Origin of the sequence: Burkholderia sp. BCC1638 (genome assembly GCF_902833195.1) — a bacterium.
GTDB lineage: Bacteria > Pseudomonadota > Gammaproteobacteria > Burkholderiales > Burkholderiaceae > Burkholderia > Burkholderia diffusa.
Genome location: NZ_CADFEC010000040.1, coordinates 18,900 through 40,025 on the forward strand (window position 1 = coordinate 18,900; position 21,126 = coordinate 40,025).

A 21,126-nucleotide genomic window follows, 5' to 3' on the forward strand; every position below is an offset into this window, starting at 1 on the left:
GGTCGCGGCATCCCGCCGCGCATCCGTCGCGCCGCCCGACCGCGGCGCGTGACGCGGCAGGCCGCGGCGCCCGCCGTGTCGTCCCCTTCCGGAGAACGCTTCATGTCGAACATCGTCATCGTCTATCACAGCGGCTACGGTCACACACAGAAACTGGCCGAAGCCGTCCACGCAGGCGCGCAGGACGCCGGCGCCACCGCACGCCTGATCGCCGTCGGCGAACTCGACGACGCGGGCTGGGCCGCGCTCGACGCGGCGGACGCGATCGTCTTCGGCGCGCCGACCTATATGGGCGGCCCGTCCGCGCAGTTCAAGCAGTTCGCCGATGCCACATCGAAACCGTGGTTCACGCAGAAATGGAAGGACAAGATCGCCGCCGGCTTCACGAACTCCGCGACGATGAACGGCGACAAGTTCTCGACGATTCAGTATTTCGTCACGCTGGCGATGCAACATGGAATGGTGTGGGTCGGCACGGGCATGATGCCGGCCAACTCGAAGGCGGCCACCCGCAACGACATCAACTACGTCGGCGGCTTCACGGGCCTGCTCGCGCAGTCGCCGGCGGACGCGACGCCCGACGAGGGCCCGCTGCCCGGCGACCTCGAGACCGCGAAGGCGTTCGGCCGGCGCGTCGCCGACGCGACCGCCCGCTGGCTGGCCGGCGGCCGCTGAACGCGGCGGCACGCGCGCCCGCTCGCGCCGCCGGTGACGCGGCAATGCGGCGCAGGTGCGCACGAGGGACACAAGACGGCCCGCGGGCCGTCTTTTTTTCGCCCCGTGCGGTGCAGGCCCGCCGGATGAGGTCTTAAAATGGCGGTTTCAGGGCGCCGCGGCTCCCGTTTCATTCAGCGAGAACGAAATGAGCACCAAAGTTTTTGTCGACGGCCAGGAAGGTACGACCGGCCTCAAGATCTTCGAATACCTGTCGGCGCGCAACGACATCGAGATCCTGCGCATCGATGAAGCGAAGCGCAAGGACGTCGACGAGCGCCGCCGCCTGATCAACGCATCGGACGTCACGTTCCTGTGCCTGCCGGACGTCGCGTCGCGCGAATCGGCATCGCTGGTCGAGAACCCGAACACGACGCTGATCGACGCGAGCACCGCGTTCCGCACGAACGCCGACTGGGCATACGGCCTGCCGGAACTGACGCGCGCGCAACGCGAGAAGATTCGCACGTCGAAGCGCATCGCCGTGCCGGGCTGCCATGCCTCGGCGTTCGTGCTCGCGATGCGTCCGCTCGTGGATGCCGGCATCGTCGCGCCGACCTTCGCCGCGCACAGCTATTCGATCACCGGCTACAGCGGCGGCGGCAAGTCGATGATCGCCGAATACGAAAACGCGGCGCCGGGCGGCAAGCTCGCGAGCCCGCGTCCGTACGCGCTCGCGCTCGCGCACAAGCACCTGCCGGAAATGGCCGCGCACACGGGCCTCGCGCATGCGCCGATCTTCACGCCGATCGTCGGCCCGTTCCTGAAGGGCCTTGCCGTGACGACCTACTTCTCGCCGGAACAGCTCGCGAAGCGCGCGACGCCGCAGGACGTGCAGCGCGTGTTCGCCGAGTACTACGCGGACGAACCGTTCGTGCGCGTCGCGCCGTTCAACACGGATGCGAACCTCGACAGCGGTTTCTTCGACGTGCAGGCGAACAACGACACGAACCGCGTCGACCTGTTCGTGTTCGGCAACGAAGAGCGCTTCGTCACGGTCGCGCGCCTCGACAACCTGGGCAAGGGCGCATCGGGCGCCGCGATCCAGTGCATGAACCTCAACATCGGCGCCGCCGAGGATGCAGGCCTCAAGCACTGATTCCGCTTGCATGCGATGCAAAGCCGGCCGCTGGCCGGCTTTTTATTTTCCCGTATCAGGCAATCAATAAAATCCGGTTCGCGTATTTACAAATATTTACAAGCTTTCCATTGCGCGATTACCGATTGATTAATTAACGCTATTTTATCCAGTCAATCCCGAATAGGGATAAACCGGATACCGCCGCTTTAAACGCTGCCGTTATACGCGTGAGGGCCTCGAGAGCCTTCCGTGCGTGGCAGCCGCCCCACTTCGGCAGCATTCTAGCGCCCTCCGCGCGTTTTAATTCTTACTGAAATCCAGATTCTGCAAGGATTCATTGCGTGCACGCTGTTTCAATCGCCTTTTTTAGACGAGTTCATCAATTGACAGCAAAAATCCAGACAGCGACATTAGCTCGCACAATTAAACGATTGGAGACAGCGGCATGTCGCACGCCTTATCGAAGGGGGTGGCAACGGCCTTTGCCATCGCCCCTTTCCTGATTGCCTGTGGTGGAGGGGACGGCGGCTCGCCCGCGCCGATCGAAGCGCCCCAATGTTCCGGATCGAGCTGCGGCACGCAAGGGCCGCCGCCGTCGCAGCCCATAAACGGCGCGCTGTGCCCGGCCAACGCCGACATCGTGAAGAGCACATACCTCGGCGGCGCCGGTAGCGGCGAGATCGTCAGCGTCAATATCGACGCGGTCGCGATGACGTACACGCTCAAGTGGCTCGAATCGCCGATTCCGCTCGCGACCGGCACGGTCACGCCGAGCCGCGCCGGCACCACGATCACCGGCAAGGTCATCCACCCGCCGACCGGCACGCTGCCGACCGCGGAGCAGACGCGCTGCGCGTTCGTGCTCACGCCGGGTTCGGGCACGGCACCGAACGGCTCGACCTATTCGACGGCCGCCGACTTCAACCAGGCGAACCCGCCGATGCTGCTGGTCGGCATGGGCGTCGCGGGCGGCGGCATCCCCGGCGCGACAGTTCAGTACGACGGGCTGACGATCATCCCGGGCGTGATCCAGAACGTCGGCCAGGTGCCGAACCGCCACTTCGACTTCTATCCGTTCCTCGGCTTCGCGAACACGACGACCGACCTCACGAAGCTGCCCGGCACGTACAACGCGCTGATCTACCACCTCGTGCCGTCGAGCAACTACGCGACGAAGGGCGCGAATTCGAGCGAAACGTTCGACACGAACGGCGCATGCACGTCGACAAGTGCCGGTGGCTGCCAGACGACCGGCGATCCGTGGACGGCGAACGCGAGCGGCGGCTACCTCAACAGCGCGAAGGCGCCGCAGATCCTGCCGCAGACTCGGCTGCCGCTGATCGGCGCCACCGGCAAGTCGGCCACCGCGCACATGGTGATCGGTCAGCTCAACGGCGCGACCGTGCCGGTGGTCGTGCGCACGGGCAACGTGAACCTCGGCACGCCGCCGCTGCATGCCGACGCGCAGGTCGACGACGAATCGGGCATCGCGGTGCTCGGCGCGGCAACCGCGATCCAGTCGGGCGCGATCGACGGCGGCTACGCGGGCGCCGATTCGAACTTCAAGTACACGGCCGCACTGATCCGCGGCGGCAACGCGTCGTTCATCAACCCGACCACGCAGGCAGAGGAAGACGCCTTCACGCTCGACTACGGCCAGGGAACGCCGGGCCTGCTCAACACGGCGACGACGCCGGCGAGCGGCGCGACCTACCCGTCCGCATCGGGCGTGGTGATCGCGACGGGCGGCCTGTACGCGGCGCTCATCCAGGGCACGGTGAACGGCGGCGTCACGTCGACGTCGGCGAACGCGAGCACGTCGTCGACACCGTACTTCGGCGTGGGCGCACAGATCAGCAAATAACGATCGGGGACGCGGCGGCGGCCGGTGCGCCGCCGCGGGATGCAGGGAAGGCACGAAACGACGGCGCCCGGCACGGCGCACGCAGCACGAGCACAAGCAACAGAAGCGGTCGACAGGGAGCCGGCCGCCTGACAAGACAAATCTGGAGGAGCAACATGAAGCGCAACCTCGTTCTGGCGGCGGCCCTTGCCGCCCCCCTTCTTTCCGCATGCGGCGGCGGCAGCGACAATCCGCCCCCGCTCGTCGAAGACCGGCTCTGCCCCGCGACGCTCGACTACAGCACCGTGTTTACCGGCGGCGCGGGCAGCGGCGAACTGGCCAAGGTCCAGCTCGATACGACCAAGATGACCTGGCAGGTCACCTACGTCGAATCGGCGGTTCCGCAAAAGACCGGCACCGTCACGCCGACCCGTGCGGGCACCGTCGACAGCGGCACGCTCACGCAGGAAACGCTGCTGCCGACCAACAAGCTGAACCAGTGCGCATTCCGGCTGAACGGCGCGAGCCTCGACGCATCGCGCCCGGCGCGCATCTTCGTCGGCTTCGGTGTCGCGGGCGGCACGATTCCCGGCAAGGAGATCCAGTTCGACGGCGTGCTCGGCCAGGCCGCGGTGCCCGACACGAAATTCCCGTACTACCCGTTCATCGGCTTCTCGTCGATCGAAACCGACATCACGAAGGTCGCGGGCACGTACAGCCACATCGGCTTCGGCGAAGTGCCGTCGCAGAAATTCGCGCCGGCGTCGATCGACGCGAAGGTGACGATCAACGCGGACGGCACGTGGACCAAGTGCGACACGACCGGTCAGTTCGCCGGCGGCGCGTGCGTGCAGCAGGGCACGAACTTCGTGCAGTCGGCCGACGGCAGCGGCGCGTTCCAGAGCAACAACTACCAGAGCCAGCTGAAGCCGACGCTGTCGGCGACGCCGCAGGGCAAGGGCTTCATGATCGTCGGCAAGCTGCGCAACCAGCTGGTGCCGATCCTCGTGCGCACGGGCGTCGCGAACCCGAACCCGACGCCCGACAGCAACGGCGTGCCGGGCCTGACCGCCGACGACGAATCGAGCATCTCGATCCTCTCGCCGCAGACCGCGATCGCCGCCGGCTCGCAGAACGGCGAATACATCGGCGTCGACAGCCAGTTCGACTACCGGACCACCGCGCTGATCGACAAGCAGGCGACGCTGCTCGATCCGTTCCAGCCGTCGCAGGCATCGCTCGCGACCGCGCTCGACCTGGACTACACGCAGAAGGTGCCGGGCACGGTCACGACGATCCACACGGGTTCGGGCAGCACGTCGCCGACCGGCAAGTTCATCTTCACGGGTGGCGTGTTCGGTTTCCTCGACAACGCGGGTTCGACGCCGTATTTCACGATCGGCGCGTTCGTCCAGTAAGCGGAGGCAAGCCGTGATGAAGAAGACCCTTCTTTGCGCGGCGGCCGGCGCCGCCGCCCTGGCGCCGCTCGCGGCGCACGCGCAAAGCGCCGGCAGCAACGTCGTCACGCTGGGCTGGTTCCACGTGATGCCGCAGCAAAGCAGCACGCCGATGACGACCAACGTCGCACCGACGCCGATCAACACGCCGCTGCGGCTGCCGCCGTCGTTCACGTCGCCGGGCACCGGGCTGCGAACGAGCGGTGCCGACACGGTCGGCCTGACGGTCAGCCACTTCCTGACCGACCACATCGCGGTCACGTCGGTGGCCGGCGTGCCGCCGGTGTTCAAGGTGTCGGGCCAGGGCACGATCAAGCCGCCCGGCCCTGCCGGCGCGCTCGGCACGCAGAACATCGGGCTGGCCTCGGTCAATCCGATCGTGAAGAGCGTGCGGCAGTGGAGCCCGGCGGCGATCCTGCAGTACTACTTCGGGGCGGCGAACGCGAAATTCCGGCCGTTCCTCGGCCTCGGCGTGTCGTACAACTGGTTCAGCGACCTGCAGCTCAACACGAACTTCATCAAGCAGACGCAGGACAACCTCGGCGCGATCCTCGCGGCGGGCGCGGGCAAGCCGGGTACGACATCGGTGGAAGCGAAGGCGTCGTCGTCATGGCAGCCGGTGTTCAACGCGGGCCTGCAGTACAACATGACGGAGCATTTCGGGCTGGTGGCGTCGGTGACGTATATCCCGCTGAAGACGACATCAACGGTGACGATCAAGGCGGCCGACGGCACGGTGCTCGCCGAGTCGAAATCGGACCTGAAGGCCGACCCGATCATCAGCTACGTCGGGATGACCTACAAGTTCTGACGCCGGCGACGGAGGACGGACAGAGGACGAATGGATAGCCCGTGCAAAAAACGCGGGCAAAAAAAAGCCCGCCTAAGAGGCGGGCTGAATCCATATCAGAGGAGACATGGAGGAGACAGGTGTAACTATAGCGAATCGATTTCTGCATTGCAACATTTCCGTAGAGAAAATCAGGATTTTCCCTCGAATGCGCACTCTAGCGCGCTAGTTCGCACCTGACCCCTTCTCGTTCTCCCGGTCGAGCACCTCGCCCAGCGCATCGCGCAGCAGCGCGACCGGCCGCGTCAGGCGGCCCGGCAGTGCGCCGTGCACAATCCATACGTTGATCCGCGTCTCCAGCCCCGCCGTTTCCACCACCCTCAGTGCATCGCGATGCGCACTGCGCGCCAGCGCATTCGGCGACGCGATCCCGATGCCCGCACCGCGCGCGACGAGCGACAGCTGCAACTCCGAACCGAACGCCTCGACCGCGACGTCGAACGGCAGCCCGGCCGCGCCGAGCGCGCGGCTCAGCGCCGATCGCATCCCGCAACCGTCCTGGCTCAGCACCCACGGAAAACCCGACAGCACGTCGAGCGACAGCGGGCCGTCGGGCAGCGGGAAGTCGCGTGCGGCGACGAGCACGGTCGGCTGCGTGCCGAGCAGCGTGGCCGTCAGCGTGTCGGGTAACGCCGCGCTGGCCGGCACCATGACCGTCGCCACGTCGAGCGTGCCGCGCTCGATGCCCTGCACCAGCGCCGGCGACCAGCCGGCCGTCACGCGCAGCGTCAGCCGCGGAAACGTGTCGCGCAGCCGGTCGATCGGCCGCTCGAGCGCCAGCTCGGACAGGAACGGCGGCACGCCGATGCGCAGTTCGCCGGACGGCTCGCTGTCGGGCGCGCCAGCGGCCATCAATTCGTCGACCGCACCCAGCACGTTGCGCGCGAGCGCATAGACGTCGCGCCCGGCGGCCGTCGGCTTCAGCGGCTTGCTCTGCCGCTCGAGCAGCGGCATGCCCAGCAGCGTTTCGAGGTTCTGCACGCGTCGCGTGAGGCCCGGCTGCGTCAGATGAAGCTTCGCGGCGGCGGCGACCATCGACCCGCTGTCGACCACCGCGACGAACGCCTGGAGATCACGCGTATTCAAAACAAACTCGCATAATCATGTTAGACATATTTCAATTGTCGCATAAACATCAGGCACCTACGATGGGGATTCCTTCGCTCGAAACCCCAGGCTTCCGATGAACTGCCCTGCCGATTCCTGCTCGCCCGCCGGCCACCCCGCGCGCGGCGCACCGCCCGCGCTCAGTGCGGGCATGACGCTCTTCTTCGCCGCGACGGTCGGCGTGATCGTGATGGACCTGTTCGCCGCGCAGCCGTTGACCGGCCCGATCAGCGCGGACCTGCGGCTGCCGTCCGGCCTCGCGGGCCTCGTCGCGATGCTGCCGCAGCTCGGTTACGCAGCGGGCCTCGTGCTGCTGGTGCCGCTCGTCGACCTGCTCGAGAACCGCCGTCTAATCGTCGCGACGCTCGTCGCGTGCGCGGCCGCGCTCGCACTGCCGGCGTTCACGCGGTCCGGCACCGTCTTCCTGCTGGCGACGCTGGCCGCGGGCGCTGCGTCGAGCGTGATCCAGATGCTGGTGCCGATGGCCGCGTCGATGGCGCCCGAAGCGCAGCGCGGGCGAGCGGTCGGCAACGTGATGAGCGGATTGATGCTCGGCATCCTGCTGTCGCGGCCACTCGCCAGCCTGATCGCAGGCACGGCCGGCTGGCGTGCGTTCTATGCGCTGGCCGCGCTCGCGAACGCGGGGATCGCCGCGGTGCTCGCACTACGCTTGCCGCCGCGCGTGCCGCCGGTGACGGCCGGCTATCGCGCGCTGCTCGCGTCGATGGGCCGCCTGCTGGCCGACGAACCCGTGCTGCGCCGACATGCGCTGTCGGCCGCGCTCGCGATGGCCGCGTTCAGCGCGTTCTGGACCGCCGTCGGGCTGCGGCTGGCGCAGCCCCCGTTCGGCCTCGACCTGCACGGAATCGCGCTGTTCGCGTTCGCCGGCGCGAGCGGTGCGATCGTCACGCCGCTGGCCGGCCACGCCGGCGATCGCGGCCACGGCCCGGCCGCGCAGCGCATCGCGCACGTGACGATGCTCGTCGCGCTCACCGTGCTCGGCATCGCCGGCGCCGGCTGGTTCGGCTTCGATGCGTCGGCGCACCGCGGGCTCGCGCTGGCGCTGCTGGCCAGCGGCGCGGCGCTGCTCGATGCGGGCGTGATCGTCGACCAGACGATCGGCCGCCGCGAAATCAACCTGCTGAATCCGGCCGCGCGCGGACGTCTGAACGGGCTGTTCGTCGGGTTGTTCTTCGTCGGCGGGGCGCTCGGCGCGGCGCTCGCGGGCAGCGCATGGGCGTGGGGCGGATGGAGCGCCGTGTGCGGCGTCGGCTTCGCATTCGCGGGCGCGGCCGCGGCATTCGGCTTGTCGGCCGGCCGCCGGGCCGGCGCCGCCGCGTGGCCGCGCGCGTGATGCGGGCCCGGACAGGAAAACGCCCCGCCCTCTGACGAGGTGCGGGGCGTCCGGCGGAACGCGCGGGCCGAATTCAGTGACGAACCAGCGCCATCATCGCGCCGAAGCCGACGAAGAGGCCGCCCGTCAGCCGGTTGAAGACCTTCGCGACGCTCTGGCTCTTCAGCGTCGCGCCGATGCGCGTGCCGAACGACGCGTAGACGAGATACCAGCTGACCTCGATCACCGCGAACGTGACGACGAGGATGCCGAACTGCGGCAGCGTCGGCTCGGATGCGTTGATGAACTGCGGCAGCAGCGCGGCCGCGAACAGGATCGCCTTCGGGTTGCTGCCCGCGACCAGGAAACCGTTGCGGAACAGCACCCAGCGCGATGCCGACGCGATCTGGCGCGACACGGTTTCGATATCGGAGGCGGGCTGCTCGTCGTCGACGCGCGCGCGCCACGCCTTCACGCCGAGATAGATCAGGTAGGCCGCGCCTGCAAAGCGCAACGTGTTGAACATCGCCGGCCATGCCTCGAGCACGGCGCCGAGGCCCGCCGCCGACACCGACAGCATCAGCACCAGCGCGGTGAGGCAACCGGCCATCGTCCACGCCGAACGCCGCAGCCCGTGCCGCGCGCCGTGCGTCATCACGAGCAGCATGTTCGGACCCGGAATCGCCGACACGACGAACACCGTCGCCACGAAAAGCCACCACGTATGCAGGTTCATGCCCACCCCGATCGAAAGAGAAACGAAATGTCGATTATGCCGCGCGCGCGGCGTGTCTGTCCCGCGTCGGCTCAGCGGCCCGCGCGGCGCAGCGCGACTTCGCCGAGCACCGCGAAGTCCTGTTCGCCGCCGCCGTGCGCGAGCGCATCGAGCAGGCTGTCGCGCACGACGCTCGCCACCGGCAGCGGGACCGACGCAGCGTCGCCGGCCTGCAGCGCGAGGCGCACGTCCTTCAGCCCGAGGCGCGCCTTGAAACGCGCGGGTTCGTAGCTGCGCTCGGCGATCATCCCGCCGTAGCCTTCGTAGACCGGCCCCGGAAACACACTGTTCGTGATCACGTCGAGGAAGTCGCGCATCGCGACGCCGTGCGCGCCGAGCAGCGCGGACGCCTCGCCGAGCGTCTCGATCGCCGACGCGAGCGTGAAATTCGCCGCGATCTTCGCGACGTTCGCATGCTGCGGCAGCGAACCGAAGCGCCAGGTCTTCTGGCCGATCGCGTCGAACAGCGGCTGCACGCGGTCGATTGCCTCGGCCGGGCCGCCGGCCATGATCGTCAGGCGCGCGGCGGCCGCGACGTCCGGGCGCCCCATCACGGGCGCGGCGACGTATGCGAGACCGCGCGACGCATGCGCGTGCGCGAGCGACTCGGCGAGCGCGACCGACACCGTGGCCATGTTCACGTGAATCAGGCCACGCGGTGCCTGCGCGAGCAGTGCGTCGTCGAATACTTCGCGCGCCGCGGCATCGTCGGCAAGCATCGAGAACACGGCATCGCCGCGAAACGCGTCGGCCGGCGTCGCGACGATCTGCGCGCCGAGCGCGGCGAGCGGCTCGGCACGCTCGCGCGACCGGTTCCAGACCCGCACGGCATGCCCTGCCTTCAGCAAGTTCGTCGCGATCGCCTGCCCCATTTCGCCCAGCCCGATAAATCCGAGATCCATTTCCCGCTCCTTCGACTCGTGAAGCGTGGAGTTAAACACAGATGGCGGTGACCTGCAGCCCCGGCGACGGGCGACGGGCGGCGCGCGGTGCGATACTGCCCGGATGGCGACCGCGACCTTCCGCTTCCACGGCGAACTGAACGCGTTTCTCGCTCGCGCCCAGCGCGAGCGCGCGTTCGCGCACGCGTTTGCCCGCGACGCGACGGTCAAGCATGCGATCGAGGCGCTCGGCGTCCCGCATACGGAAATCGGCCGGCTCTGCGTGAACGGTGCACCGTCCGGCCTCGACCGGCCGCTCGGCGACGGCGACCGCGTCGACATCCATCCGGAGCGCGCGCAGCCGGCGGCCGCATCGCCGCTGCCGCAACCGGACCATTGGCGCTTCGTCGCCGACGCGCACCTCGGCGGCCTTGCGCAGCTGCTGCGCCTCGCCGGCTTCGACACCTGCTACGACAACCACTACCGCGACGACGAGCTCGTCGCGCTCGCCTCGCGCGAAGGCCGGATCGTGCTGACCCGCGACCGCGAGCTGCTGAAGCGCCGCGCGGTCGCACGCGGCTGCTACCTGCACGCGCAGCAGCCGGACGCGCAGTTGCGCGAGCTGTTCGCGCGGCTCGACCTCGCGCCGCACATGCGGCCGTTCCGGCTGTGCCTGCGCTGCAACGCGCCGCTGCACGCGCTCGATGCGGCGGACGCCGCGCCGCGCGTGCCGGACGGCGTCCGGCAGCGGCACCGGCGCTTTGCCGCGTGCGACGTGTGCCGGCGGGTGTTCTGGGAAGGGTCGCACTGGCGGCGCATGCGCGCGGTGGTCGACGCGATGCGCACGCCGCCGCCCGCTGCCCTCGACGTTCCGGACGTGGCGGACGCCTGAAAAAAACAAAACCCCGCAGGCCGAAGCGTGCGGGGTTTCGCGACGGGCGGCCGGCAGCGCCGGCCCCGACGAAGCGGGCTTAGTTTGCCGCGCCCGAATCGTTCGTGCCGGCGGCCGAAGCGGCTGCGGCCTTCGCCTTGCCCTTCGCCGAACCGTGTTGCTTCAGCTGGTGCTTCGGCTTGCTGTGATCCTTCTTCATCGGTGCGGAAGCGGGAGCCATCGTGTCGGCTGCCGGCGCCGACGCCTGTGCGAATGCCGAAACCGATGCGAGAGCGAATGCTGCGGTCATGATCGAAGCGAGCGTCTTCTTCATTGTTCTTCCTTTAGCGGAGAAAAAGTCAAACGTACCGGTAAGAGATGCGAGGCATCCGCATCGGAACATCAGTCGCGCCGGGCTGCCGGTCGCCGCCGGGCGGGTCGGCTCCTGCCTTTCCGCCTCGACAAATTCTGATGCACTGGCTCCATAACGCGTCGCCCGCGCGACGAGTTGACATGCAGCTTGCCTCCTTCGGGTTTCCCCGTAGGCGCCGGTTTCGGGCCCACGCGACGCGCCGCGGCACGTGCATCAATCGTCCGACAAACCGTCTCTCGCGCCCGCGGCGGCGACGCTATACTGGCCTCCTTCCGTCCCAACCGGACGCGGCCGGTCGCGAGACCGCCGCCGTCGCGAGGCGCCCAAATTGCCCGATCACAATCTGGACAAACTGAAAATCGACCGGCGTCCTGTCGCAGCCGCGCCACGCCGGCGCCGGTGGGTCCGCTATGCGGTCGCCGCCGCGCTCGTCATCGTCGCGATCGTCGTCGCGCTGGCGCTCACCGGCCGCCCGACGGTCGACACGACCGCCGTCACATCCGCCTACCCGTACCAGAACGACACCCAGCTCAACGCGACCGGCTACGTCGTGCCGCAGCGCAAGGCCGCGGTCGCGTCGAAGGGCCAGGGGCGCGTCGAATGGCTCGGCGTGCTCGAAGGCACGCGCGTGAAGAAGGACGAGATCATCGCGCGGCTCGAAAGCCGCGACGTGCAGGCGTCGCTGGCGCAGGCCCGCGCGCAGGCGCAAGTCTCCCGCGCCAACCTCGGCGTCGCTCAGGCGGAGCTGAAGGACGCGCAGATCGCGCTGCGCCGCACCGCCGCGCTCGCGCCGAAGGGCGCGGTGCCGGCCGCGCAGCTCGACATCGACACGGCCCGCGTGAACAAGGCGCGCGCGTCGGTCAACAGCGACGAGGCCGCGATCGCGTCCGCCGAAGCCAATGCGCAGGCCGCGCAGGTCGCGGTCGATCAGACCGTGATCCGCGCGCCGTTCGACGGCATCGTGCTGGCAAAACACGCGAACGTCGGCGACAACATCACGCCGTTCTCGTCCGCGTCGGACAGCAAGGGCGCGGTCGTGACGATCGCCGACATGGACACGCTCGAGGTCGAGGCCGACGTCGCCGAATCGAACATCGCGAAGATCCGCGCGGAGCAGCCGTGCGAGATCCAGCTCGACGCGCTGCCCGACATGCGCTTCGCGGGCCGCGTGTCGCGCATCGTGCCGACCGTCGACCGCTCGAAGGCGACGGTGCTCGTGAAGGTGCGTTTCGTCGACCGCGACGAGCGCGTGCTGCCCGACATGAGCGCGAAGATCGCGTTCCTGTCGAAGCCCGCGTCGCCGCAGGACCGGCAGCCGGTGACGGCCGTGCAGGCGAGCGCGGTGGTCGAGCGCGACGGCCGGCCGGTCGTGTTCGTCGTGAAGGACGACACCGTGCATGCGGCGGCGGTGACCAAGGGCGCGCGGATCGGCGAACTCGTCGCGATCCGCGGCGTGAAGCCCGGCGACACGGTCGTGCTCGCGCCGGGCGCGAAGCTGAACGACGGCGCGAAAGTGACCGTCGCCAAGAAGTAGCGTGGCGCGCGTGAACGACGCCGCGCCGCCGCTCGTCGAGATCAGCCACGTCGCGAAGTCGTACCGGCGCGGCAACCAGGTCGTGCCGGTGCTGACCGACATCACGCTCGACATCGGCGAAGGCGACTTCGTCGCGCTGATGGGGCCGTCGGGTTCCGGCAAGAGCACGCTGCTCAATCTCGTCGCCGGCATCGACCGGCCCGACAGCGGCGAGCTGCGCGTGGGCGGCCTCGACATCTCGCGGCTCGAGGAAGCGCAACTGGCCGAATGGCGCGCGGCGAACGTCGGCTTCATCTTCCAGTTCTACAACCTGATGCCCGTGCTCACCGCGTTCGAGAACGTCGAGCTGCCGCTGATGCTCACGCACCTGTCGCGCCGCGAACGGCGCGAGCGCGTCGAGCTGGTGCTCGACATGGTGCACCTCGGCGACCGGGCGACCCATTACCCGTCCGAGCTGTCGGGCGGCCAGCAGCAGCGCGTCGCGATCGCGCGCGCGTTGATCACCGATCCGGTGCTGATCGTCGCCGACGAACCGACCGGCGACCTCGACCGCGCATCGGCCACCGACGTGCTCGCGATGCTGCAGCGGATGAACGCCGAACTCGGCAAGACGATCATCATGGTGACCCACGACGCGCACGCGGCCGCCGCCGCGCGCTCGCTCGTGCATCTGGAAAAAGGGGAGCTGATCGATGGGCACGCCGTCTGACGGACGGGAGCGCGCACGATGTACGTGCTGAAGCTGATCGCGCGCAATGCGCTGCGGCACCGGCTGCGCACGCTGCTGACCGTGCTCGGGCTGACCATCGCGGTGCTGGCGTTCGGACTGCTGCACACCGTCGTCGACGCGTGGTACGCGGGCGCGGCTGCCGCGTCCAGCGGCCGGCTCGTCACGCGCAACGCGATCTCGCTCGTGTTTCCGCTGCCGGTCAGCTACGAGAACCGGATCCGCGGCGTCGACGGCGTGACCGCCGTGGTCCGCTCGAACTGGTTCGGCGGCATCTACCGCGACCCGAAGAACTTCTTCGCGAGCTTCGCGGTGTCGGAGAACTACCTCGACCTGTATCCGGAATTCATCCTCCCGGCGCAGCAGCGCGCCGACTACGACCGTGACCGCCGCGGCTGCCTCGTCGGACGCCAGCTCGCGACGCAGTTCGGCTTCAAGGTCGGCGACGTGATTCCGCTGAAAGGCACGATCTATCCGGGCACGTGGGACTTCGTCGTGCGCGGCATTCTCGACGGCCGCGACGACTCGACGATCACGCGCCAGCTGGTATTTCACTGGGACTACCTGAACGAGACGGTGCGCAAGCGCACGCCGAAGCAGGCCGACCAGGTCGGCGTATTCGTGCTCGGCGTCGCGAACCCGGACGACGGCGCCGCGATCGCGCGCAACGTCGACGCGGTGTTCAAGAACTCGCTCGCCGAGACGCTGACCGAGACCGAACAGGCGTTCCAGCTCGGCTTCGTCGCGATGTCGAACCAGATCATCGCGGCGATCCGCGTCGTGTCGTACGTGGTGATCCTGATCATCATGGCCGTGATGGCGAACGCGATGGCGATGAGCGCGCGCGAACGCACCGCCGAATACGCGACGCTGAAGGCGCTCGGCTTCGGCCCCGGCTTTCTCGCGTTGATCGTGTTCGGCGAATCGGTCGTGATCGCGGTGGTCGGCGGCGGGCTCGCGATGCTCGCGACACCGCCGGCCGCGAGCCTCTTCAAGCAGGCCGCGGGCGGCATCTTCCCGGTGTTCAAGGTGTCGACCGAAACGATGGTGCTGCAGGCCGCGTGCTCGGTCGCGGTCGGCCTCGCGGCCGCGCTCGTGCCGGCGTGGCAGGCGGCGCGCGTGCGCGTGGTCGAAGGCCTGCGGGCGATCGGATAAGCGCATGGCGATTCCGCTGACCTACATCGCGCGCAACCTGTGGACCCGGCGGCTCACCACCGCGCTCACCGCGGGCGGGATGGCGCTCGTGATCTTCGTGTTCGCGACGGTGCAGATGCTCGACGCGGGGCTCACGCAGACGCTCGTGTCGACCGGCGAACCGGACAACGTCGTGGTGATCCGCAAGGGCGCGGAAACCGAGATTCAGAGCGCGATCGACCACCAGCAGGCCAACGCGCTCGAGATGCATCCGGCCGTGGCGCTCGGCCCCGATGGCCGGCCGCGGGTGTCGAAGGAAGCCGTCGTGCTGATCTCGCTCGTGAAGACGTCGAGCGGCAAACCGTCGAACGTCGTGATCCGCGGCGTGTCGCCGGCAGGCCTCGCGCTGCGCCCGCGCGTGAAGCTCGTGGCCGGCCGCGCGTTCGCGCCGGGCTCGTCGGAAATCGTCGTCGGCAGCGCGATCGCGAAAGGCTTCAGCGGCACGCAGCTCGGCGACAGCCTGCATTTCGCGCAACGGGACTGGACCGTCGTCGGCATCTTCGACGCAGGCGGCAGCGGCTTCGATTCGGAGATCTGGGGCGACGTCGACCAGCTGATGCAGTCGTTCCGGCGCACCAGCTATTCGTCGATGGTGCTGCGCATCCCGAGCGCCGACGGCTTCGCGCGCTTCAAGGCCGACATCGACGTCGACCCGCGCCTGACGGATGAAGCGAAACGCGAGCAGACGTTTTACGGCGACCAGTCGAAGGCGCTGTCGACCTTCATCAACATCCTCGGCATCACGCTGTCGACGATCTTCTCGATCGCCGCGATGATCGGCGCGATGATCACGATGTATGCGTCGGTCGCGAACCGCACCGCCGAGATCGGCACGCTGCGCGCGCTCGGCTTCAAGCGCATGAACGTGCTCGCCGCGTTCCTGCTGGAGGCGCTGCTGCTCGGCTTCGTCGGCGGCGTCGCGGGGCTCGCGTGCGCATCGTTGATGGAGTTCGCGTCGTTCTCGACGACCAACTTCCAGACCTTCTCCGACCTGTCGTTCCGCTTCGTGCTGACGCCCGCGATCGTCGTGAAGACGCTGCTGTTCTCGCTCGTGATGGGGCTCGTCGGCGGGTTCCTGCCGGCGATGCGCGCCGCGCGGCTGAACATCGTCGACGCGTTGCGCGCGCAGTGACGCGCACGGCCGCTCACGCCCGACGCTCGCGCGGCACCCACGCGCCGTGGAACCCGGCCGGCACGCGGCGCGGCAGGTGCACCGTCGCGACCGGCGCCGCGTCGATCGCGCGCGCATCGAGGATCACGACGTCGCTCGTATCCGTCGCCGCGCGGTAGACCACCACCAGCAGCCAGCCGTCGTCCTCGTCGGCGCCGCCCGGGCGCGGCACGAACACCGGCTCGCCGTTCTGGTCGCCGGCCGGCACCGCGTAACGCGTCGTCGTGCCGCGCACGTGGTCGAAGCGCATCACGCCGCGCATTTCGGTGTTGTTCGGCTGCTCGACTGCATACAGATAACGGTAGCGGCGCCCCGTCCGGCTTTCGTTGATGCGCGGCAGCTCGATGCCGCCGTCGGCGAGCGGCCCCTCGTCGATCAGCCCGTTCGCGGTATCGATCACGTAACGCCACAGCTCGCCGACCGGGTTGTCGGCGAAGCGGCCCGTGCGCGCGTCGAGCCGCAGGAACCACGGATAGCGCACCGCATCGAGCACGATGCACGACGCATCGCAGTCGTACGCGTTCACGACGTGCTGGATGAAGCACGGCTCGATGCCGAACCAGCGCACGTCGCCGCCGTGGCGCGGCATCACGCCGATCCGCGCGTCGCGGTCGTCGTGCCAGCGCAGCGGTATCCGGTGCCCCTGCTTCAGCATCGCGAAGTCGTAGCCGACGTTCAGGTCGAGCAGCAGGCTGCGGGTTTCGGTGATCGCGAGGTCGTGCATCATCGACGGCGCGCGCACGTCGACGGCGAGGTCGACGCGCTGCACGCCCTGCGCGTCGGCAACGCCATAGCGCAGCCACGGCGCGCGCCAGTCCGCGCGAAACAGGATCAGTTCGCCCGTCACCGGATCGACCTTCGGATGCGCGGTCATCGCGCCGCCGAACGCCGCGTGCCGCGCGGGCGCGCCGAGCGTGTCGAGCGCGGCTGTGATCGCGAGCGGCGCGCCGCCTTCCGCCAGTGCGAGCAATTCGCCGGCGTGCTGCAGCACGTTCACGTTCGGATTCGTGTCGGGCAGGTGCGGCGCCTGCTCCGGCGCGTGCACGTCGGCCCAGCGGCGCGTGCGCGCCCAGCGGTTCCGGTAACCGGCCGCGCGACCGCGTTCGAACGCGATCGCGTGCAGCATCGCCGCTTCCGCCCACCACGACAGCACGTCGTTGCCCTCGAAACGGCCGCCCGGCGGATTCGGGCCGTTGCGCAGCAGCGTGCCGTCGAGTTCGGGCGGGATCGTGCCGGTCACGCGCAGATCGACGAGGTCGACTTCGTCGGCGACGGGCGCGATCGCGCCGCGGTTCAGATCGAATGTCGTCATCGCGTCGCGTGCTCCGTCAGCAGTCTTCGGTCGACGGCGGCAGATCGCCGCGCGCCAGCGCGAGCGCATGGTCGCGCACATCGTCCGGCCAGCCGGCGATCAGCTCGGCCATCCGCTCGAGGTCGTTTGCGTAGAGCGCACGCGCGGCCTCCTCGAATCCGGGCAGGTCGCCCGCGATCGCGGACATGAAGTGGTACGCGCGCGCCTGCGCGTCGCGGCGCCGGTCGGCCGCCGCGTGCGTGCGCCGCGCGTCCTCGACCAGCTTGCGCAGCGCGACGGACGCGCCGCCCGGCTGCGCGGCGAGCCAGTCCCAGTGACGCGGCAGCAACGTGACCTCGCGCGACACGACGCCGAGCTTCGGCCGGCCACGGCCGCGTTGTTCGGCCGCGCCGGCCGGTTCACCGGCGGGCGCGGACGCCTCGCCCGGCACGGGCGCGTAACGCGCACGAATATCGTCCGCCGTGCCGCGCAGGTCGAGGTCGATCGAGCGGCCGGTCGCGTCGTCGAAGATCACGATCGTGCCGGACATCGCGTCGCCGTCCGCCTGCCGGACCGCAATCGCCACCGTCGCGAGCGAGCCCGACGCGACGCGCCGATGGCCGTCGAACGCCGTGTAGGAAGGGAGAAGTGTGGAAAGCGTCATCGTGGTCGCCCGTGGGCAGAAATCGGAATGACGCCATTTTTATCCGGGTATAAATAGATTGTCAATATCACCCGGGTAAAAAAAACATGCCGACGCCGTGGATCGATCCAATTCCTGAATCGATCAAGTCAGCAATTGGCATGAAAGCGTGATTTTCGCCATGCCAGAATGACCCGGACGCCCGCCTCCGCGCATCGGCGTCCGGCCTCCGGCCGGCAAGATGACCACGAAAAAACGCGCGCACCGACGCGCAGCCGCTCGACGGCACCTTCCGCCCTTCGGAGGAGACAGTCATGAATCCGCTTCACGCATTGCCGGCGTCCGCGTCGGCAACGGCCCGGCGCACCCGCGTGCGCTGGCTCGTGCTGACCGTGCTGTTCGCGGTCACGACGATCAACTACGCGGATCGCGCGGCTATCGCGATCGCGGGCCCGGCGCTGGCCCGCGCGATGCATCTGAGCCATGTGCAGATGGGCTTCATCTTCTCGGCGTTCGGCTGGTCGTACGTGATCGCGCAACTGCCCGGCGGCTGGCTGCTCGACCGCTTCGGGTCGCGCGTCGTCTATGCGTTCAGCATCTTCTTCTGGTCGCTGTTCACGCTGCTTCAGGGCGGCATCGGCTTCGTCGGCGGCGCGGCCGCGTTCGCGCTGCTGTTCGGATTGCGCTTCCTGGTCGGCGCGGCCGAGGCGCCGTCGTTCCCGGCCAACAGCCGGATCGTGTCCACGTGGTTTCCGGCCGCGGAGCGCGGCACCGCGTCGGCGATCTTCAACGCCGCGCAATACGCGGCGACCGTCCTGTTCGCACCGCTGATGGGCTGGCTCGTGCACGCGTACGGCTGGCAGTCGGTGTTCGCGGTGATGGGCGTGCTCGGCTTCGCGTTCGTGTTGGTGTGGAACCGCACGATGTACGACCCGAAGGCGCACCCGCGCATCAACGGCGCGGAGCTCGACTACCTCACCGAAGGCGGTGCGCTCGTCAACATCGACCAGGCGACCGGCGCGCGCGACGGCGGCCCGTCGATGCGTCACGTGAAGGCGCTGCTGAGGAACCGGATGCTCGTCGGCGTGTACGTCGCGCAGTATTGCATCAACGCCCTCACCTACTTCTTCATCACGTGGTTTCCCGTCTATCTCGTGCAGGCGCGCGGGATGTCGATCCTCAACGCGGGGCTCGTCGCGTCGATCCCGGCCGTGTGCGGGTTCCTCGGCGGGATTCTCGGCGGCATCGTGTCCGACGCGCTGCTCAAGCAGGGCCAGTCGCTGTCGGTCGCGCGCAAGGTGCCGATCGTGATCGGCATGCTGCTGTCGATGTCGATGATCGTCTGCAACTACACCGATTCGCACGTGCTCGTCGTGCTGTTCATGGCGCTGTCGTTCTTCGGCAAGGGTCTCGGCGCGCTCGGCTGGGCCGTCAACGCCGATACCGCGCCGCGCCAGATCGCCGGCCTGAGCGGCGCGCTGCTCAACACGTGCGGCAATCTTTCCAGCATCACGACGCCGATCGCGATCGGCTACATCGTCGACCGCAGCGGCTCGTTCAACGGCGCGCTGGTGTACGTCGTCGCGCACGCGCTCGTCGCCGTGATCTGCTACCTGTTCGTCGTCGGCGAAATTCGTCGCGTCGAGCTGAACTGAACGGCGCGGGCCGCGCCGGCGCGTCCGGCGCCCCGCGCATGACCGGAATCAGGAGCGAACCGATGTCCGAATCCCGCCGTGCCGGCACGCCGCGCGTCACGCGCATGCAGGTGATTCCCGTCGCCGGCCGCGACAGCATGCTGCTGAACCTGTGCGGCGCGCACGCACCGTATTTCACGCGCAACCTCGTGATCCTCGACGACAGCAGCGGCCACACGGGCGTCGGCGAAGTACCCGGCGGCGAAGGCATCCGCCAGGCGCTCGAACGGATGACCGATCTCGTGGTCGGCCAGTCGATCGGGCGTTACCAGGCGACGCTCAATGCGGTGCGCGCGGCGTTGTCCGGCACCGGCGCGGCGGCAGGACGCACGATCCGGCACGAGGTGACGTCGGCCGGTGAGGCCGCCGTGCTGCGCCAGCCGCACGAGATCAACCTGCGGCTCGACAACGTGATCACCGCGATCGAGGCCGCGCTGCTGGACCTGCTCGGCCAGCATCTCGACGTGCCCGTCGCGGCGCTGCTCGGCGAAGGCCAGCAGCGCGACGCGGTGCCGATGCTCGCGTACCTGTTCTACATCGGCGAGCGGCGCCGCACCGACCTGCCGTATCGCGACGAGACGCACGCGGCCGATCCGTGGTTCCGGCTGCGCAACGAAGCCGCGCTCACGCCGGCCGCGATCGCGCGGCAGGCCGAGGCCGCGGTCGAGCGCTACGGCTTCGTCGATTTCAAGCTGAAGGGCGGCGTGATGGCCGGCGCGGACGAGATGGAAGCGATCGCGGCGATCAAGGCGCGCTTTCCCGACGCGCGCGCGACGCTCGACCCGAACGGCGCGTGGTCGCTCGACGAAGCCGTCGCGCTATGCCGCGGGCAAGGTCATCTGCTCGCATATGCGGAGGACCCGTGCGGGCCGGAAGCCGGCTACTCGGGCCGCGAGGTGATGGCCGAATTCCGCCGCGCGACCGGCATCCCGACCGCGACCAACATGATCGCGACGGACTGGCGGCAGATGGATCACGCGGTGCGGCTGCAGGCGGTCGACATTCCGCTCGCCGATCCGCACTTCTGGACGATGCAGGGTTCGGTGCGGCTCGCGCAGCTGTGCCGCGACTGGGGGCTCACGTGGGGTTCGCACTCGAACAACCACTTCGACGTGTCGCTGGCGATGTTCACGCATGCGGCCGCGGCGGCGCCCGGCACGATCACCGCGATCGACACGCACTGGATCTGGCAGGAAGGCGACGCGCGGCTCACGCGCGAGCCGCTGGAGATCGTCGGCGGCCAGGTGGCCGTGCCCGAGCGCCCTGGGCTCGGGATCGAACTCGACATGGCGCAGGTCGAGGCTGCTCATGCGCTTTACGGGCAAGTCGGCGGCACGGCGCGCGACGATGCGATGGCGATGCGGTATCTGGTGCCGGGGTGGACGTACGATCCGAAGCGGCCGAGTTTTGGGCGCGGATGACGGCGGCGGAGCGGACACACGAAAAACAAAAAGGGCTCGGTCTGGCGACCGAGCCCTTCGAATTCCGTTGGTGGAGCGGAGGAGGATCGAACTCCCGACCTTCGCATTGCGAATGCGAACAAGTCGACGTTTCTCAAGCTGGATCAGCGTTGATCTAATTTATTAA

At 68.7% G+C, this 21,126-nt stretch carries 19 protein-coding genes; 13 read left to right on the plus strand and 6 right to left on the minus strand.

Annotated features, from left to right (window positions below; genetic code table 11):
- Positions 1–102 precede the first annotated feature (102 nt).
- From HWX22_RS28945 to HWX22_RS28965, 5 genes are all read left to right on the plus strand, one after another.
- Positions 103–675 carry a flavodoxin family protein gene (locus tag HWX22_RS28945; protein WP_059533389.1) on the plus strand — a complete coding sequence of 191 codons (573 nt, stop codon included), beginning with the start codon at positions 103–105 and terminating at the stop codon, positions 673–675.
- A gap of 187 nt (positions 676–862) precedes the next feature.
- Positions 863–1,813, plus strand: a complete 951-nt coding sequence (gene argC, locus HWX22_RS28950) for an N-acetyl-gamma-glutamyl-phosphate reductase (protein WP_175916877.1) — start codon at positions 863–865, stop codon at positions 1,811–1,813.
- 427 nt (positions 1,814–2,240) lie between these two features.
- Positions 2,241–3,659 (plus strand): DUF2957 domain-containing protein, encoded by a 1,419-nt coding sequence (locus HWX22_RS28955; protein ID WP_175916878.1) that lies wholly within the window; start codon positions 2,241–2,243, stop codon positions 3,657–3,659.
- Positions 3,660–3,814: 155 nt separating this feature from the next.
- Positions 3,815–5,056, plus strand: coding sequence for a DUF2957 domain-containing protein (locus HWX22_RS28960; RefSeq protein ID WP_059691563.1), 1,242 nt, complete (start codon positions 3,815–3,817; stop codon positions 5,054–5,056).
- Between the two features lie 16 nt (positions 5,057–5,072).
- Entirely contained in the window at positions 5,073–5,906 is an 834-nt protein-coding gene (locus tag HWX22_RS28965) for an OmpW family outer membrane protein (protein WP_059533397.1), read from the plus strand.
- 204 nt (positions 5,907–6,110) lie between these two features.
- On the opposite strand, the gene HWX22_RS28970 is transcribed toward HWX22_RS28965, so the two are convergent.
- Positions 6,111–7,031 (minus strand): LysR family transcriptional regulator, encoded by a 921-nt coding sequence (locus HWX22_RS28970; RefSeq protein WP_059533398.1) that lies wholly within the window; start codon positions 7,029–7,031, stop codon positions 6,111–6,113.
- A 97-nt stretch (positions 7,032–7,128) separates the two neighbouring features.
- On the opposite strand from HWX22_RS28970, the gene HWX22_RS28975 reads away from it, so the two are divergent.
- Positions 7,129–8,406, plus strand: coding sequence for an MFS transporter (locus HWX22_RS28975; RefSeq protein ID WP_175916879.1), 1,278 nt, complete (start codon positions 7,129–7,131; stop codon positions 8,404–8,406).
- A gap of 73 nt (positions 8,407–8,479) precedes the next feature.
- Here the strand turns inward: HWX22_RS28975 and HWX22_RS28980 are convergent, their stop codons facing one another.
- Positions 8,480–9,121 carry a LysE family translocator gene (locus HWX22_RS28980; RefSeq protein WP_059816613.1) on the minus strand — a complete coding sequence of 214 codons (642 nt, stop codon included), beginning with the start codon at positions 9,119–9,121 and terminating at the stop codon, positions 8,480–8,482.
- Positions 9,122–9,192: 71 nt separating this feature from the next.
- Positions 9,193–10,062, minus strand: a complete 870-nt coding sequence (locus HWX22_RS28985) for an NAD(P)-dependent oxidoreductase (protein WP_059682869.1) — start codon at positions 10,060–10,062, stop codon at positions 9,193–9,195.
- Positions 10,063–10,165: 103 nt separating this feature from the next.
- Here HWX22_RS28985 and HWX22_RS28990 point away from each other — a divergent pair, with 103 nt between their 5' ends.
- Positions 10,166–10,933 (plus strand): Mut7-C RNAse domain-containing protein, encoded by a 768-nt coding sequence (locus HWX22_RS28990; RefSeq protein WP_059816609.1) that lies wholly within the window; start codon positions 10,166–10,168, stop codon positions 10,931–10,933.
- 79 nt (positions 10,934–11,012) lie between these two features.
- On the opposite strand, the gene HWX22_RS28995 is transcribed toward HWX22_RS28990, so the two are convergent.
- Positions 11,013–11,246 (minus strand): hypothetical protein, encoded by a 234-nt coding sequence (locus tag HWX22_RS28995; protein WP_175907699.1) that lies wholly within the window; start codon positions 11,244–11,246, stop codon positions 11,013–11,015.
- Between the two features lie 367 nt (positions 11,247–11,613).
- Here HWX22_RS28995 and HWX22_RS29000 point away from each other — a divergent pair, with 367 nt between their 5' ends.
- The 4 genes from HWX22_RS29000 to HWX22_RS29015 are packed head-to-tail and all read left to right on the plus strand — an operon-like array spanning position 11,614 to position 15,872.
- Complete coding sequence (locus HWX22_RS29000; protein WP_175916880.1) at positions 11,614–12,819, plus strand: efflux RND transporter periplasmic adaptor subunit; 1,206 nt, start codon at positions 11,614–11,616, stop codon at positions 12,817–12,819.
- Positions 12,820–12,829: 10 nt separating this feature from the next.
- The gene (locus tag HWX22_RS29005) at positions 12,830–13,528 is read left to right on the plus strand and encodes an ABC transporter ATP-binding protein (RefSeq protein ID WP_059816669.1); all 699 of its coding nucleotides are present in this window, start codon (positions 12,830–12,832) and stop codon (positions 13,526–13,528) included.
- An 18-nt stretch (positions 13,529–13,546) separates the two neighbouring features.
- On the plus strand, positions 13,547–14,701 hold the full coding sequence (locus tag HWX22_RS29010; RefSeq protein ID WP_059816601.1) for an ABC transporter permease: 1,155 nt from the start codon (positions 13,547–13,549) through the stop codon (positions 14,699–14,701).
- A 4-nt stretch (positions 14,702–14,705) separates the two neighbouring features.
- On the plus strand, positions 14,706–15,872 hold the full coding sequence (locus tag HWX22_RS29015; protein ID WP_059533414.1) for an ABC transporter permease: 1,167 nt from the start codon (positions 14,706–14,708) through the stop codon (positions 15,870–15,872).
- 13 nt (positions 15,873–15,885) lie between these two features.
- On the opposite strand, the gene HWX22_RS29020 is transcribed toward HWX22_RS29015, so the two are convergent.
- Together HWX22_RS29020 and HWX22_RS29025 are read right to left on the minus strand one after the other, a co-directional pair.
- On the minus strand, positions 15,886–17,223 hold the full coding sequence (locus HWX22_RS29020) for a carotenoid oxygenase family protein (protein WP_175916881.1): 1,338 nt from the start codon (positions 17,221–17,223) through the stop codon (positions 15,886–15,888).
- Positions 17,224–17,239: 16 nt separating this feature from the next.
- Positions 17,240–17,866, minus strand: coding sequence for a DUF2239 family protein (locus HWX22_RS29025; RefSeq protein ID WP_175907706.1), 627 nt, complete (start codon positions 17,864–17,866; stop codon positions 17,240–17,242).
- Between the two features lie 293 nt (positions 17,867–18,159).
- Between HWX22_RS29025 and HWX22_RS29030 the strand changes: the two genes are divergently transcribed.
- A complete protein-coding gene (locus tag HWX22_RS29030) occupies positions 18,160–19,500 on the plus strand; it encodes an MFS transporter (protein WP_175907708.1) in 1,341 nt (446 codons plus the stop codon).
- Positions 19,501–19,562: 62 nt separating this feature from the next.
- Complete coding sequence (locus HWX22_RS29035) at positions 19,563–20,960, plus strand: enolase C-terminal domain-like protein (RefSeq protein WP_059816664.1); 1,398 nt, start codon at positions 19,563–19,565, stop codon at positions 20,958–20,960.
- Positions 20,961–21,126: the final 166 nt, after the last annotated feature.

Coding starts and splice junctions, on each gene's coding strand:
- HWX22_RS28945 (WP_059533389.1), top strand. CDS start 103: ATGTCGAACATCGTCATCGTCTATCACAGCGGCTACGGTCACACACAG.
- argC (WP_175916877.1), top strand. CDS start 863: ATGAGCACCAAAGTTTTTGTCGACGGCCAGGAAGGTACGACCGGCCTC.
- HWX22_RS28955 (WP_175916878.1), top strand. CDS start 2,241: ATGTCGCACGCCTTATCGAAGGGGGTGGCAACGGCCTTTGCCATCGCC.
- HWX22_RS28960 (WP_059691563.1), top strand. CDS start 3,815: ATGAAGCGCAACCTCGTTCTGGCGGCGGCCCTTGCCGCCCCCCTTCTT.
- HWX22_RS28965 (WP_059533397.1), top strand. CDS start 5,073: ATGAAGAAGACCCTTCTTTGCGCGGCGGCCGGCGCCGCCGCCCTGGCG.
- HWX22_RS28975 (WP_175916879.1), top strand. CDS start 7,129: ATGAACTGCCCTGCCGATTCCTGCTCGCCCGCCGGCCACCCCGCGCGC.
- HWX22_RS28980 (WP_059816613.1), bottom strand. CDS start 9,121: ATGAACCTGCATACGTGGTGGCTTTTCGTGGCGACGGTGTTCGTCGTG.
- HWX22_RS28985 (WP_059682869.1), bottom strand. CDS start 10,062: ATGGATCTCGGATTTATCGGGCTGGGCGAAATGGGGCAGGCGATCGCG.
- HWX22_RS28990 (WP_059816609.1), top strand. CDS start 10,166: ATGGCGACCGCGACCTTCCGCTTCCACGGCGAACTGAACGCGTTTCTC.
- HWX22_RS28995 (WP_175907699.1), bottom strand. CDS start 11,246: ATGAAGAAGACGCTCGCTTCGATCATGACCGCAGCATTCGCTCTCGCA.
- HWX22_RS29010 (WP_059816601.1), top strand. CDS start 13,547: ATGTACGTGCTGAAGCTGATCGCGCGCAATGCGCTGCGGCACCGGCTG.
- HWX22_RS29015 (WP_059533414.1), top strand. CDS start 14,706: ATGGCGATTCCGCTGACCTACATCGCGCGCAACCTGTGGACCCGGCGG.
- HWX22_RS29020 (WP_175916881.1), bottom strand. CDS start 17,223: ATGACGACATTCGATCTGAACCGCGGCGCGATCGCGCCCGTCGCCGAC.
- HWX22_RS29025 (WP_175907706.1), bottom strand. CDS start 17,866: ATGACGCTTTCCACACTTCTCCCTTCCTACACGGCGTTCGACGGCCAT.
- HWX22_RS29030 (WP_175907708.1), top strand. CDS start 18,160: ATGAATCCGCTTCACGCATTGCCGGCGTCCGCGTCGGCAACGGCCCGG.
- HWX22_RS29035 (WP_059816664.1), top strand. CDS start 19,563: ATGTCCGAATCCCGCCGTGCCGGCACGCCGCGCGTCACGCGCATGCAG.